Raw genomic sequence first — 13,903 nt, forward strand, 5'->3', positions numbered from 1 at the left:
CACGTTTTTTACTTTTTAACCTTTACCTGTTTTATGGAAGAATTTGTACCCGAGGAAATCAATGAGCAGCCCCAGCTGATGCTGTCAGCGGAGGAAGCTTCGCAGGTTGTCTCCGGTTATATGCGCCAGGTATATACCTGGATGACGGTGGCGCTGGCCCTCACGGGCGGCGTGGCCTTGTTTGTGGGAGCCTCGCCGGCGGTGCAGCAGCTGGTATTTGGCAACCGCCTGGTATTTATTGGCCTGCTGCTGCTGGAGCTGGTGGTGGTGGGGTTCCTGTCGCGCAAGGCCTTCGACTGGACGATTACCCAGACGCAGGCGGCGTTTGTGGGCTACGCCCTGCTGAATGGTCTTACGCTGGGTGTGGTGTTTATGGTCTATACTGCCGACTCTATTGCCTCCACGTTTTTCGTAACGGCCGGCACGTTTGGCGTCATGAGCCTCTACGGCTACTTCACCCGCACCGACCTCACGCGTTGGGGCAACCTGCTGCTCATGGGCGTCATTGGGCTCATCATTGCCTCCGTTGTGAACATGTTCTTGCTAAACTCCATGCTCTACACCATCTGCTCCTTCGTAGGGGTGTTGCTCTTCGTTGGGCTCACGGCCTACGACACCCAGAAGCTGAAAATGATGGCCTTTATGGGCTATGGCGAAGAGGACACCACCATCAACCAGAAGGCCGCCGTACTGGGTGCCCTGACGCTGTATCTGGACTTCGTGAACCTGTTCCTGTACATTCTGCGTCTGTTCGGCCGGCGTAAGTAGGCCAAGTTTCAACGCATAAAAAAAGCGGCCTCCAATTCCTGGAGGCCGCTTTTTCTTTTAAAGCAGAAGCCGAAAATGAGCTTACTTGGCCTTGCTGTCCAGCCAGGCGGCCCGGAATGCCAGCTGCTCGGGCGTGGGCTGCTGGCCGGCTTTTTCCAGTGTTACCACTTCCAGCTCGATATCCTCCTGCAGCGTTACCGGCACGGTGCGTACCTGCCCGCGCGAGCGGGCTTCCAGCTGCACTACGTCCCCCGGCTTGTGCTTGCTCAGCAGCTTGTCAAAGGTCTTCTGATCTTTCAATTCTTTACCGTCCAGCTTGAGGAGCTGGTCGCCGCGGTCGAGGCCGGCGTTGTACAGGGCATCGTTGCGGAAAGTAGCGGAGCTGATGGTCAGGACTTTGTTGTCAAATCTGAGCCCACTGTTGCCCAGCGTGGCTTGGCCGGCGTGGGCCTTGCGCACCACCATTCCGGCGGGGGCCAGCAGACTCGTGAAATCGGGGAGAGTATGGCCGGCAATGTGCTGCCGGAAAAACTGTCCGGCAAAGGCCGTATCGTGTGTTACCTCGCCCAGCACCCGCTGCCAGTCGGCCAGGGTGTAGGGTTTTTCCGGGGCGTAGTCGCGCTGGAGCTTGCCGTGCTGCTGCCACATGGCGCGCATAAAGGCATCCAGGTCGGTTTTATACTTCTGACGCAGCTCCAGGTCCAGCGCCAAGGCATTGGCCCCGCCGATAATGTAGTAGGAGAGGTAGGTATTGCCGCGGTTGTTGGGGTCTATGCTGACGGCGGCATCCACAAACGGCGCCTGCTGGCTCATGTGCACCGGCGAGTAAAGCTTAGCCCCGGGCGCATTCAGCATGGCATTCACCAGGCCGCTCACGGCTATGGCCGCGTACTGATCCGTAGAATACGCTCCGGACCGACGCAGGAGCAGGTCGCCGAAATACTGGGTAAAGCCTTCGGCAAACCAAAGGTTGCTGCTCATGTTGGCCCGGCTGAAATCAAACGGCTCCAGGTCGCGGGGGCGCAGCCGCTCCACGTTCCAGCTGTGGAAAAACTCGTGCGAAACCGTGCTCAGGTTACGTAAGGCATCGGCCCCCTTTAAGGAGCGGGAGCTGGTAACGGAGGTGGAGTTGCGGTGCTCCATACCGTCGCCGCTGGCCTGGGGTAGATAATCGGCCACGAACGTGTAGCGGCCAAAATCATACTTCGGCAGCTCGCCAAATATGGCTGCGGCCTCTTTTACTACCTTTTTGGTCTGCTCGGTGTAGGCATCCAGCTCGGCGTCGGTGTCGGCGTGCAATACTTTCAGCTCAATGGTCTGGCCCTGTTCCTGCCAGGTGCGCACCTGCTGATTGCCCAGGGAAGTGGGGCTGTCCATGAGGTACTGCATGTGGGGCGCCGAGTAAGTGTTCGGGGCCGTTTCCGGGCGCAGCTGCGTGGCAATCTGCCAGCCGGCGGGCGCATCAAACTTCACTTCCACGGGCCGCTGTTCCTGTCCCTGGGCGTAGGCCAGCGTGGCGGGCATATTCAGGTGGGCGTGCTGGGCATCAATACCGGCATAGGTGCCATCGGTCCGGTCGCCGAACAGGGTATAGGTAAAGCGCACCGTGCCATCGTGGCCCGTTACGGCCCAGCCATACGGGTCGGGATGGGAGATGTTGAGGGCTTTTCCTTTGGAGTCGGTGGCCTGCACGTCATACACGTTCTTGGCAAACTCATGCAGGGCATAGCGGCCGGGCGAGCTGCGGGCCATCCGTACCTGCAGCGGTCCGGAAGGAATTTCAGAGAAAGTAACGGTTACCTGGGCCTCGTGGTGTACAGCATTGGGAAAAGCCACCTGGTAGCGCACGGGGGCCTGCGCCAGGGCCGAGAGAGGCAGCGCCAGGGCAAAAAGAAGAGAGGCGGTAGAATGCCGCATAGGAGGGGGAGGGCTGAGTAATGAAGGAATGCGGCTTGAAAATACACGCCTTATGTTTAACACGGCGGTATTTATGCTGCGGCCGCCGGGAGAATGGCCAATAAACAGGCAAGTAGGTTCGAGAATAATGGATTTGCGTTGCCGTGGCCCTCTAACCCCTTTCCTGGAAAACCACCGCCTCGGCCATGCCGCCAAACACGGTGTGGCGCGTGGTGGGGAACAGCCCCACCCGCGCCAGCTCCTCCCGGATGGGCGGCAGCTCCCGGCCCTGCACTCCGGCCGTGAGTCCAAAAAACCGGTACATGGCCGCCAGCAGCAGCTGTTGCCAGGCGGTGCGCGGGGCGCAAAATCGGCCAGCAGCCACGGGGCCCGGGGCTGGCGTACGGCGGCCAGCCGGCTTACAATATGGCGCAGCCGGGCCGCCGGAAATAAATCGAGAAAAAAGAAAGTAACGATAACGTCGAAAGCCTCCGCGGGCAGCAAAGAGTCCTCGGTGCCCAGGCGGAATTCTACCTGCGGCAGTTGGCCGGGGCAGTCTTGTTGCAATGTTTGCTCGGCCCGGCGCAGCATGGCCGGTGAAGCCTCTACGTATGAAATTTGTGCGGCGGGCCGCCGTTGCAGCACCTCCCGCAGCACCCCGCCCGAGCCGCCGCCAATAATGAGCACCCGTGGCGCGCCGGCCGGCAGGCCTGCCAGGGCCATTTGCTGGGCCCGCAGCAGGCTGCGCCCAAACACCAGCCGCGCCAGCGGATCATAAAAGGCAGCAACCCGGTCGAAGCCGGCATCAGGCAAAGTCATGCGTAAAGATGCGGGGCGCGGCGCAATATCCTTTCCGGCGCGGCTTTCGTTTGCAACCTGCGCCCTCACCGTCTTTCCCGAGCCTATGACCTCTCATCTTCGCCGCCTGCTGGCGGAAGTCGTGCTGTTCATCACTGAGTTTGCCATTGTGCTGGCCGTTGGGGTGCTGGGTGTAGCGGGTTTTCTGTTCATCAGCCGGGAAGTGTTTGATCAGGATGCCGCCACCTTTGATGCCGATGCTTTCCGCTGGACGCAGCGCCTGTTTGGGGCCGGGCGGCAGCAGTGGGTGGAAGCCATTACATTTCTGGCCTCCCGCAATTTCATTGTAGTGGCGGCCCTTAGTGTTATTGTGTACTTTCTGGTGGTGCGCAAACACCGCTGGTATACGCTCATGGTGCCGGTGGTGGCTCTGGGCGGCATCACGCTCAACGTGGTGCTAAAAGGTATTTACCAGCGCCCCCGGCCGCTGCTGCCGCTCACCTCGGCCTCGGGCCTGAGTTTTCCTAGTGGCCATGCCATGATCAGTGCTTGTTTTTACGGCTTACTTATCTACTTGGTATACACGCATGTGCGACGCCATAAAGTCTGGCGCTGGGTGCTCATTGTCGCGCTAGCGCTGCTTATTCTGCTGATTGGCATTACCCGCGTATACCTGCGGGTGCACTATGCCACTGATGTAATGGCGGGCATTCTGGCCGGCATTTCCTGGCTGCTGATTGCCATTCCGCTGTTGCGACGCTTAGAAGGAGTGATAAAAAAACGCTTCCGCAACGATCCGCAATTAGCTGAAAAACAGGCCTTGTAGCCTGATTTCGCAATTTATTTCGGAAAAATGTTGCGCCCGGCTTGACACAAGTTCAATTCAGCGTGTATCTTTGCAGCGTCAAAAACACCTCCACACGGGAGTTTAAGCTTTTGACCTACGATGCGCTTGTGGCGAAATTGGTAGACGCGCTGTCTTCAGGCGGCAGTTCCGAAAGGTGTGAGAGTTCGAGTCTCTCCGAGCGCACCACAAAAGCCGGTTCCTTTGGGAGCCGGCTTTTTTTGTTTTTCAGGCTTTTGCATCTTGGGTCCGTTTGCCAACGAAGACTGCCGGTTTGCGTTTGGCCAAGAAACGGAAGCCCATGAAAGCCTTCACTGCCCGTCTGCTGGCCCGCTTATCGTTAATTACCACGGAAGCGCTGGTGGTAGGGGTGCTTTTGTGGGCGGCGTTGGTGGTGTTTTTCTACCTCACCCGCGTGGTTTTCGTCAATAAGTCCGCCACGTTCGACTGGTGGGCTTTTTCCACTTTGGATACGCTGCGCTTTGCCTATCCCGGGCTTACCTCCGGGGTTCTGGTGGTTACGTTTTTCGCTTCCATGCCTTTTCTGGTGGCTGCCGGCATCCTGGCCCCCGCCGGACTGCTATGGCGCGGGTACAAGCGCGAGGCCTGGGAGCTGCTCTGGGCCGTGGCCGGGGGCTCCATCCTGAATCAGCTGCTCAAAATCCATTATGAGCGTCTCCGCCCCGATACTGCCTTACTACCGCAAGCTGGGCTGAGCTTTCCCAGCGGCCACGCCATGATTGGCATGACGCTGTATGGCTGTGTGGCCTGGCTGCTCTGGCGGCACGGCCACCACCCCGCCTGGGCGGCCGCCCTACTATTCTGGACGTTCCTGATTGGCTGCTCCCGCGTGTATCTGCACGTGCACTACGCCACTGATGTGCTGGCCGGCTTTGCCGCCGGTTTGGTCTGGCTGATACTGCTACGCTTTGCCCTGCACCTTTGGGAGCGGATTGTGGGTGTTACGATTAAAGATGAGGTAGAAGCTGGTAAATAGAGTTAAAGCTAATACTAGTTCCCCTCCTCAGATGAGGAGGGGTTAGGGGTGGTTGAAACGGTGGTACGTGTTTTAGAACTAGTGCTAATTGGTCGTTCCACGAAGGTCAACCACCCCTAGCCCCTCCTCATCTGAGGAGGGGAATTAGCTTTCTAGCTTTTACCTCCTGTCTCCTGGCTTCTCACCTTATAGCTTCACTTTCACCCGTAGCGCCAGCAGGCCTTTTACGCCTTGTAGCTCTTCCAGCTCCAGTTCTTCTACCTCCGGCTCCAGCAGATTGCGGTCCTGGAGGTAGTCAATATACTCCATGTACTCGGTAGCTTCCCGTAGCTGAGTGTACACCAGGGCCAGCTGGCCGGGCTGCGTCAGCCGTTCCCCGGTACCCAGAATGGTGGCTTTGTCGATGCGCTTCTTGATGATTTCGTAGCGGATGTTGTAGGTGCCGTCTACATCAAACTGGCGCTCATCCTGCCGGAAGCGGATGCTCAGCGGCTGGCTGTGTACCAGCACCAGCTGGGTGGTTTCCAGCGGCATGGGCAATTCATTCTTGAGGGCGGCGGTTCGGCGCGTTATTTCCACCATGGTCAGGAGCTGCCACAGGCGGAGGTTTTTCAGAAAAATGAGGTCGAAGGGCTTATTTTCTACCAGCGCCCCACCCACGTAAATGTTGTACTCCACGCCATCGGTTTTGAAGCGCTGGAAGTAGTGCGGGAACATCTGCTGGGCCTTTTCTTCCTCTTCGTCCAGGTAGTCGCTCACGGCATCGTTCAGGCGGGTTACGCTTTGCTCAAAGGCTTTGCGCCGCTTGTAGAGAATGCCCAGATCGGGGTCAATATTGTCCCAGTATTCCGTGAGGATGGTGCGCAGCTCGGGCGTGTTGGTGCCCAGGTACTCAAACAGGGGCTCCACTTCCGTCTTTATTGACTCCAGAATGTTGACTTCATCCCCCGTAATAATGCCCTGGCGCAGGCGGCGCAGGTTTTTATTCACGTAGAACTTCAGTTCATCCAGAATAGGCAGCGCCTGAAACTCAGAAGCTTTTTTCAGCACCTTATTCGCCAGGGATAAATGCTCAATTAAGTCGCCCTGAATGGCCTCGTTGCGGGCGGTGCTGCTGCCCCGGATGTCGGAAGAGCCATGCAGCGGATACACGTCGTGGAACACAATGGGCTCCATTTCGGCGTTTTTGTTGCCGTCCTCAATCTTCTCCAGCAGGTTCAGGGCGGCATCGGTAAAGCGCCATTCCATGGTCGGATGGATGGCGGTAAACTTCTCCTTGATAATGGCCTGCACCCGCGTCTGAATATCCTCGGCGTTGCGCTTCACGGCCACCGCGAACAAGGGAATAAAGGGGTTCACTTTTTCCAGGCTGAACTCGTCCAGGTCGCCCACGTTGGGGGAGCCCAGCTCCAGCAGGCCCACGGTGTCGTCGCCGTAAGGCAAAAGGGCTAAAATGGCGCTCCGGATGCCAATACCGAGGATTTGCTGGCGCAGGTCTTCGGGAATATCGGCGGTTTCTACATTTTCCAGCACCACGGGCTGCCGTTCCAGCATCAGGCGGGCATATATCTGCCGAAAGCCCGAGCTAACCTCTTGGTTTTGCAGCTGCTTGGTAAGGAAGCTGTGGTTTATCTTTCGGCCGAAATCCACGAAAGCGCGCTTCTTCTCATCGTAGGCGGCAATACCCAGCTGCAGGAAGGGGCGGCCAAACAGCACGCGCAGCTTTTCCTGAATCTGTTCCAGGCGGTCGGAGGCCTGCAGCACGTCGCGCTCCAGCAGGTCGTATTTCAGTTCGGAGAGGATTTCCTGGTCCGTTACATCTACTAGGTGCACAATGTTGAAGCCATGCAGCTCAAATAGCTCCGGCGGCAGCATTTCTTTCCAGATATCCAGGCGGTGCAGGTTATGCCCCAGATTTTCAATCTGCTCGGGGGTAAGCGGAGGGGCTTCGCCTACTACCCGCACCTCAATAAACGACGAGTTTAACTCTACGCCGTAGTGCCGGTACAGGCCAATGCTGTAGTCGGGTACAGTGAAGATGACGGTGCTGTTAAGGGGCAGCCGGACACCATATACTTTTTCCAGAATGAGCAGATAGGCAACCCGCGTCATGTACACCTCCATAGTGGACGCGTCTATATTCAGCGGCTGTTTTACCGTGTGGTTGGGGTTAAGCAGTACCTCGGCAAAGCGGGGCGTATGGTAAAAGCTGAACCGGGCAAAAGGAGGAGTCGCGCCGCTGATATCGGCCTGAAAGGAAGCGGGAGGAAACACCGCCAGCATCAGGGTTTCCACCAGGTCGCAGCCACATTCCAGGGCTACCATATCGGTAATAGCCCCCCGGCTCCAGGCTTCGTTCTGTACCTGGTCCATAATGGCCTGCGCCAGGGCGGCGGTACCTTTATTGGTGTCGTGCACCCGCTCCTGCCAATAGGCTATGAGGGGTTCCAGACTAAGGGAAGTAATGAAGGGAAATATCCCGGCCGAGGCCGGTTTTTCTAGAGTCTTAAGCTGCATACAGGTAGTGTCCGGAGCAGACCAACAGGGCCCGCCGAGGCAGATAAAGGTATATACGCAGCCCGGTTCGCGGCGGCTGCCTACCGGCTCAGCACCACCGGCTTTTCCTCCGGGTGGTTAGTAGATGAATATACATCAACCGGCGTGCCGTTTACCAGCAGTTTTTTTCGGCGGTTACGGTAGCAGGTCACGCAGCCATCGGCCTCAAAGTCGCCGGCAATGTCCAGTTCCGTCAGCTCGTAGCGCAGCTTCTCCTGGCTGTTAGGCAGATACACCGTGTAGTCATAGTCGGGCAGCCGGCGGAGCCCTTTTCGGGTGAAGGGAGCAGTCTGTTCCAGGAGAATAAAGTCAGCTACAGACGTGGGCAGCCGCACTATCCGTACCGTATCAGGCGCCAGGCGGGCGGTATCAGGAGAAGTATAGGTAGCCGTTCTGGCCCGGGTCTTCCGAATCAGTAGCACGCTGTCGATTTCCCGGGCCCGAAACCCTTTGCCACTGGCGGAGTCCGTCAGGTTAAAGCGCAGGTACAGGCTGTCGGCATAGGCATCCTGGCAGTCGACGGCCGAGTTGCCGCAGCAGGCGGCTACCAGCAGCATCAACAGCAATACAAAAGAAGCGGAGGCAAGGCGGGAAATCATCAGCGGTAAAGATAGGGATATGCGCCGGGCCTGCCGGCAGGCACTTATAACACCAGCAGCGCCGGCCCTTTACGGAGCCGGCGCTGCTGTTACCTGCAAAATGGTGGCTATTGTTTCACAAACCGCTTGGTTTCTACTCCACTGCGGGTGGTTATCTTAAAGAAATAAGTGCCACGCGCCAGATCATCCACCTGCACCGCCTGCGAATAGGTGCCTTTGTTCTGCTTTTGATTGACTACGGTGCGCAGGGCGCTGCCGCGACCATCCAGCAGCTCCACGGTTACCGGGCCGGCTTTTTTCACCTCGTAGGTCAGCTGGCTGGTAGCCGCCACCGGGTTAGGATATACGGATGCCTCGTCGCCCACGGCTGGCTGCTGCTTGTCGTGCCGGGAATGGGTGGGGGCGTTAGGGTTGAGCAGCAGAAAGGAAACAGGCTGGAAGTAGCGGCGCTGCCCACTGTGCTTACGGCCAGCCTTAGCAGGCGCGTTTTCCGGGGTAGCGGCGGGGTACTTGGCCCGAATAGCCTGCATATCAGTCTGCCACTGGACTTGCTGGGGCTGTACCTCAGCGGCCAGCTGGCTGATAGCAGCCTGGTACTTCTGCGCCAGGGGCTTTACTTGCTCCAGTATGGCGCGGCGTTGCGTGCGCAGTGCTTTCAGCTGCTCTTTCTGGGCATCGGTAAGCGTAACTTTTGCCTGGCCCTGAACCTGCTGGGGCTGGTTAGCAGCCCGGAAGCTACGGCGCAGCTGTTTATCCTGCTTACGCATTGCCTGCAGCTGCCCGCGGTAGGCGGTAAGCTGGGTTTTATCAGTGGCTGAAAGCTGGGTCTCCAGCTTCTGGCGCTGCTGGCGCACCACGGGCATTACCGTTTGCTGCAGGTAAGCGTGCATTTCCTGGCGGGCCGGCGACTTGGCCGGGCGGCGGTTTTGGGCAAACGAGGCCGTGGTCAGCAGCAGCACGGCCAGGGCTACCAGCAGGGACCGAAGGGAGAATGTGTTCATACTAGGGAAGGGCAAAATGATAAAGTATCGGGTTATGCCCTATAGAGGGAGGAAGCGGGCGTAGGTTTAACCGCCGGTCAGAAAAAAACCGCTACAGAATGCTCTGTAGCGGTTTTCCTATATAGCCAGGCTTAAATTCCTGTTGTTGCTGCTGGCTGACTTTTTATTCCTCATCATCTGCAGCCGGAGTGGCCGGGGCCGGGGTGGGAGCTGCCTCGTACAGGCTGCCCGTGGCTACTTCCTGTTCTTCATCGCCCAACTGCCCGGTATTCAGCAGGCGGGTGCGCAACAGGGTAGAAGCCGTATCCAGCTGCGTTTTAATTTTAGCCAGCGCGCTTTTCAGGGCTTCCGTATCGGCCAGGCGCGGGCCCATGCTCTGCGAGTAGCCGTGGTACATAGCCACTTTAATATTAGAGTCGCCGGTACCTTCGTAGGTGCCCAGTACTTCGCCCTTGGCATCTACTACCTGCAGCTGCGCCCGCACGTGGGTGCGGAAAAACTCCAGGGGTACGCCAAACAGGCTCGGCGTCAGGAAGCCTACCATCTGAATGGCGTGCAGGGCTTTGCCGTGCCGGCTGGCTTTGGCTTCCAGAATCTGCAGCTTCAGGTAGCCAAACCGCGCGCTGCTATCGTTGCTTTCCAGCAGGTTCTGGGTGGCTTCGCGCTTAAACAGCTGCGCCGGATCTTCGGGCAGGGAGCCTTCTGTTTTGTCCATGGGCCCGTTTTCTACTCTTACTTCCATCTCCGGGAGCTTAGTGCTCAGCGCCAGCGGCGAAGGCTGATATAAAAGCTTACTGCCGGAATGGCATCCGCCCAGCATCAACAAAGAAACACTCAATAGCAGGAGTAGAGGTTGGGCCAGGCGCATGGAGGATAGCAGAGTAGAGGTGGCGAAAAAAAGATTTCGAAGTTAACACACTGCCTGCCAGATAGGTGCTGCACAAAATTGTAAAATTTTGGTGTGCTATATAATTATAATAACAATTTTAATATTTTTATAAATAATGCCAAATTGATTCACATAAATAGGATATAACTTATTTTTGATTGTTGAGGCTGCCTGTCTTTCCGCCCGAATTCTATAACACCTGCTCCTAAAATGCAGAATCCCGGCCCTGCATAACGCGGGACCGGGATTCGGAGGTAAGCGGTGGCTAAGACTAGCTTACGTGCTGCACCAAAGTGCTGTCGGCTTCGGCCAGATCGGTGATGGGCGCCGCGTGGTAGTTGTCTACAAACTCGCCTTCCCACCGCGCAATTACGGCCGAGGCCAGGCAATTGCCGATGACGTTAACAGCGGTGCGGGCCATATCCATCAGCGCATCAATACCCAGAATAATGAACACCGGCCAGGACGGCAGATTAAATGAAGACACGGTAGCCAGCAGAATCACCAGCGAAGCGCGGGGTACGCCGGCCACACCCTTGGAGGTGAGCATCAGCGTGAACACCATGACCAGCTGCTGTCCGAAGCTGAGCGGCACCCCCGCGGCCTGGGCCACAAAAATGGCGGCCAGTGAGAGGTATAGCGTGGTGCCGTCAAGGTTAAAGGAGTAGCCTGTAGGCATCACGAAGGCCACCACGCGGCGCGGCACGCCAATACTTTCCATGGCCTCCATGGCCCTGGGCAGCGCCGCCTCCGACGAGGTAGTGGCGAAGGCAATACTCACCGGCTCGGCAATGGCCTGCACAAAGCGCTTGATGGGAATGCGGGCAATCAGCGCCACCGGCAGCAGAATCAGCAGAATAAAGGCAATGAGTGCGCCGTAGAGCGTGAGCAGCAGCTGCAAAGCGTTGAGCAGGGGCGCGAAACCCATTTTGCCTACAGTATAGGCAATGGCGCCGCCCACGCCCAGCGGGGCGAAGAACATGACCACGTTGGTGAACTTAAACATCACCTCCGAGAGGCTTTCCGACCACTCCAGCATAGGCCGGCGAAACTTGTCCGACACCATAGCCAGGCCAATAGCGAAGATGATGGCGAAAACCACCACTTGCAATACCTGTCCGTCAGCTACCGATTTAGCAATGTTTTCGGGGAAGATGTGGGTAATGATGTCGGCTGCGGTCTGCTTGGGTGCAGTGGCAATGGCGTCATTGGTAGTATTGCCGGCCCGGGCAGCGGCCAGTACTGCGGGGTCCAGCTTGCCGGCCTGCGTGAGGTTAATAGCTGCCAGCCCGATGAAGAGCGCAAACGTGGTGACAATCTCAAAATATACCAGTGCCTTAACCCCCATGCGGCCTACCTTTTTCAGGTCAGCATGGCCGGCAATACCCACCACCAGCGTGGCAAATACCAGCGGCGCAATAATAGTTTTCACCAGGCGCAGAAACACGTCAGACAATACCTTCAGGTTCTGCGCGCCTTCCGGAAAGTCGGCTCCGGCTTCGGCCCCCACCAGCATGCTGGTTACAATCCAGAACGTGAGGGAGCGGCGTTGCATGGCATAGGCAACGACGGCGGCCAACGCTACCCAACGGGCGGCCATCGGCAAAGAATCGGGGAGGGTAGCAAGCTGGTACTGATGCAGCAGCGTGATAACTGCGGCCACTAGTAATAAAACGAGAGCCAGAAGAGCGAGTCGGGAAAACTTCATGCGGGCAAATAAGGGACAAACTGGGGGGAATGTCAGCAAAGATAGGTTTTTGGGCTAGGTAAGCGTAGCTTCTGCTGCAACAGAAGCTGCCACCGGCTTTTCCCCTCGGTCTATTTCCGCGTTATTTGATGCCCAATGCCCGGCTCTTTTTCCGGCTGCCTTTATGCTTCACTGGTCTTTGCACCCCCGCACGCTGCCGCTGCGCTATACCTGGAAAATATCCCGCAACGCCTCCACTGAGAAGGTAAATCTGCTGGTGCGCGTGGGGCGGGAGGGCAATGGCGGGCCCGCCGGCTGGGGCGAGGCGGCCCCCAACGTGCGCTACGGGGAAACGCCGGAAAGCCTGCAGGCCGATTTTGCCCGACTGCTGACGGCCGGCCTGCCGCACGTAGAAGATGAGCAGGACTTGCAGGAGCTGCTGCACACGCAGCAGCCCGCCCACGCGCTGCGCTTTGCCCTGGAATCAGCTTTTATTCACTACGCCGCCGCCCGGCTGGGGCAGTCAGTAGGAAAGTACCTGGGCGTGCAGGCGGCGCCGGGCCCGGTGCCCACGGCCTTTTCACTGCCCATTATGGAGCCCGGCGCGGTGCCGGAGTTTGTGCGCACGCATGCGGTAGCCCGCTTTCCGCTGCTTAAGCTGAAGGTGAACCAGGAAAGCGGCTATGCCTTGCTGCAGGCCCTGACCCAATGCCTGCCCGGCCACCCGCTCCTGATTGATGGCAACGAAGCCTGGCAGGAGCCCGACAGCCTGCTGCAATTTCTGGAGCAGACCCAAACGCTGCCCGGCCTGCAGGTGCGCCTGCTGGAGCAACCCCTGCCCGCCGCCTGCACCGATGCCTACCGCTACCTGCGCCCGCGCAGCCCGTTCCCGGTTTTTGCCGATGAGTCAGTAACGGATACGGCCGAATTTGCCGAAGTAGCACGGCAGTTTCATGGCGTGAACATGAAACTAATGAAGGCCGGCGGATACCGCAACGGCCTTCATATTCTAAAGCAAACCCGTGCCCACGGGCTGCAAACCATGCTGGGCTGCATGGTAGAAACTTCCCTGGGTATCTGGTCGGCGCTGCAGGTAAGCCCGCTGGCCCAGGTCTGCGACCTGGACGGGTTCCTGATTGTGCGCGACGAGCCATTTGGCCTGGTGCAGGAAAACCAAGGGTTGCTCACCGCCCAGGCGGCGCTGCCTGCCCTGCACCAGGTGCCCCCAACCGTTATTTAATATTCCTGATCTGCTCTTCCAGCGCCTGAATCTGCTGGTCCAGCTGCGCGGTATCGGTGGGGCGCTGGGCATTCACGCTCAGCAGGCTGATTTTCTGATTCAGCAGCTGAATTTTCTGGGCCATCAGGTCCAGGCGGGTGTTCAGCGTAGTCAGGCGCGCATCAAACGTCTCGGGCGAAATAGCGGCGCCTTTTTCCACGTAGCGGTCAAACTGCGCATCGGCAGGGGCTTTTTCGCCGCGGGCGGCGGCGGCGCTGCCGGGCGTGGCAAACACAATATCTCCTTTCGCGGTTACGTAGTCGCCTTCGCGCAGGGTGGTCATTTTGCCCCCGGGCAGCTCTACAATGCCACTTTTATAGTTGATTTTGGTGCCATTGGCCAGGCGGATGTTTTGCGTGAGGCCGGTGTTCTGGTTGCCCTGGCGCAGCACTACGGTGCCGTTCTGCATCACGTATTGCGCGTTGGCGCTCACGGTTTGCCTGGTTTGCGGCGTGGTTTTAGCTTGGGCCGCCGCTGCCAGAGGTGCCAAAAGGGTAAAGCTGAGCAGTAGGGTAGGGAAGAAGCGTTTCATGGGAGTTTTTCTTCGGTGAATTCGGCCTTCATACGCAGCCCTGCCGGAGAAGGTCGA

General features: G+C 58.1%; 13 protein-coding genes, 1 tRNA gene and 1 pseudogene. 6 read left to right on the forward strand and 9 right to left on the reverse strand.

Features of this window, described 5'->3' with window-relative positions:
• Nucleotides 1–33 precede the first annotated feature (33 nt).
• The gene (locus tag PK28_RS06380) at nucleotides 34–768 is read left to right on the forward strand and encodes a Bax inhibitor-1/YccA family protein (RefSeq protein WP_044512546.1); all 735 of its coding nucleotides are present in this window, start codon (nucleotides 34–36) and stop codon (nucleotides 766–768) included.
• A gap of 81 nt (nucleotides 769–849) precedes the next feature.
• Here PK28_RS06380 and PK28_RS06385 read toward each other — a convergent pair whose 3' ends face one another.
• The 3 genes and pseudogenes from PK28_RS06385 to PK28_RS21310 all read right to left on the reverse strand — a co-directional run.
• A complete protein-coding gene (locus PK28_RS06385; RefSeq protein ID WP_044512549.1) occupies nucleotides 850–2,685 on the reverse strand; it encodes a M61 family metallopeptidase in 1,836 nt (611 codons plus the stop codon).
• A gap of 151 nt (nucleotides 2,686–2,836) precedes the next feature.
• Entirely contained in the window at nucleotides 2,837–3,049 is a 213-nt protein-coding gene (locus PK28_RS20875; protein ID WP_048825678.1) for a hypothetical protein, read from the reverse strand.
• A gap of 68 nt (nucleotides 3,050–3,117) precedes the next feature.
• Nucleotides 3,118–3,387 (reverse strand): annotated as a pseudogene (locus PK28_RS21310) (class I SAM-dependent methyltransferase); the annotation flags it as partial.
• Here PK28_RS21310 and PK28_RS20880 point away from each other — a divergent pair.
• From PK28_RS20880 to PK28_RS18925, 4 genes are all read left to right on the forward strand, one after another.
• A complete protein-coding gene (locus PK28_RS20880) occupies nucleotides 3,301–3,489 on the forward strand; it encodes a hypothetical protein (RefSeq protein ID WP_048825680.1) in 189 nt (62 codons plus the stop codon). The pseudogene PK28_RS21310 and the gene PK28_RS20880 overlap by 87 nt on opposite strands.
• Nucleotides 3,490–3,568: 79 nt before the next feature.
• Entirely contained in the window at nucleotides 3,569–4,288 is a 720-nt protein-coding gene (locus PK28_RS06395) for a phosphatase PAP2 family protein (protein ID WP_044512551.1), read from the forward strand.
• Between the two features lie 122 nt (nucleotides 4,289–4,410).
• Nucleotides 4,411–4,495 (forward strand) — tRNA-Leu (locus PK28_RS06400).
• A 112-nt stretch (nucleotides 4,496–4,607) separates the two neighbouring features.
• A complete protein-coding gene (locus tag PK28_RS18925) occupies nucleotides 4,608–5,303 on the forward strand; it encodes a phosphatase PAP2 family protein (protein ID WP_048825681.1) in 696 nt (231 codons plus the stop codon).
• A gap of 186 nt (nucleotides 5,304–5,489) precedes the next feature.
• Here PK28_RS18925 and PK28_RS06410 read toward each other — a convergent pair whose 3' ends face one another.
• From PK28_RS06410 to PK28_RS06430, 5 genes are all read right to left on the reverse strand, one after another.
• Nucleotides 5,490–7,820 (reverse strand): GAF domain-containing protein, encoded by a 2,331-nt coding sequence (locus PK28_RS06410; protein ID WP_048825683.1) that lies wholly within the window; start codon nucleotides 7,818–7,820, stop codon nucleotides 5,490–5,492.
• An 80-nt stretch (nucleotides 7,821–7,900) separates the two neighbouring features.
• Nucleotides 7,901–8,458: a hypothetical protein gene (locus PK28_RS06415; RefSeq protein ID WP_044512554.1), complete on the reverse strand. Its 558-nt coding sequence runs from the start codon at nucleotides 8,456–8,458 to the stop codon at nucleotides 7,901–7,903.
• A gap of 107 nt (nucleotides 8,459–8,565) precedes the next feature.
• Nucleotides 8,566–9,459, reverse strand: coding sequence for a T9SS type A sorting domain-containing protein (locus tag PK28_RS06420; protein ID WP_044512557.1), 894 nt, complete (start codon nucleotides 9,457–9,459; stop codon nucleotides 8,566–8,568).
• Nucleotides 9,460–9,622: 163 nt separating this feature from the next.
• Complete coding sequence (locus PK28_RS06425) at nucleotides 9,623–10,327, reverse strand: hypothetical protein (protein WP_197070485.1); 705 nt, start codon at nucleotides 10,325–10,327, stop codon at nucleotides 9,623–9,625.
• Between the two features lie 292 nt (nucleotides 10,328–10,619).
• Nucleotides 10,620–12,056: a dicarboxylate/amino acid:cation symporter gene (locus PK28_RS06430; RefSeq protein WP_044512562.1), complete on the reverse strand. Its 1,437-nt coding sequence runs from the start codon at nucleotides 12,054–12,056 to the stop codon at nucleotides 10,620–10,622.
• Between the two features lie 163 nt (nucleotides 12,057–12,219).
• Between PK28_RS06430 and PK28_RS06435 the strand changes: the two genes are divergently transcribed.
• Nucleotides 12,220–13,275, forward strand: coding sequence for a dipeptide epimerase (locus PK28_RS06435; protein WP_044512565.1), 1,056 nt, complete (start codon nucleotides 12,220–12,222; stop codon nucleotides 13,273–13,275).
• Here the strand turns inward: PK28_RS06435 and PK28_RS06440 are convergent.
• Entirely contained in the window at nucleotides 13,268–13,846 is a 579-nt protein-coding gene (locus PK28_RS06440; protein ID WP_044512567.1) for a DUF6799 domain-containing protein, read from the reverse strand. The two genes, PK28_RS06435 and PK28_RS06440, sit on opposite strands and share 8 nt — an antisense overlap.
• Nucleotides 13,847–13,903: the final 57 nt, after the last annotated feature.

The organism is Hymenobacter sp. DG25B, from assembly GCF_000801315.1.
Lineage (GTDB): Bacteria > Bacteroidota > Bacteroidia > Cytophagales > Hymenobacteraceae > Hymenobacter.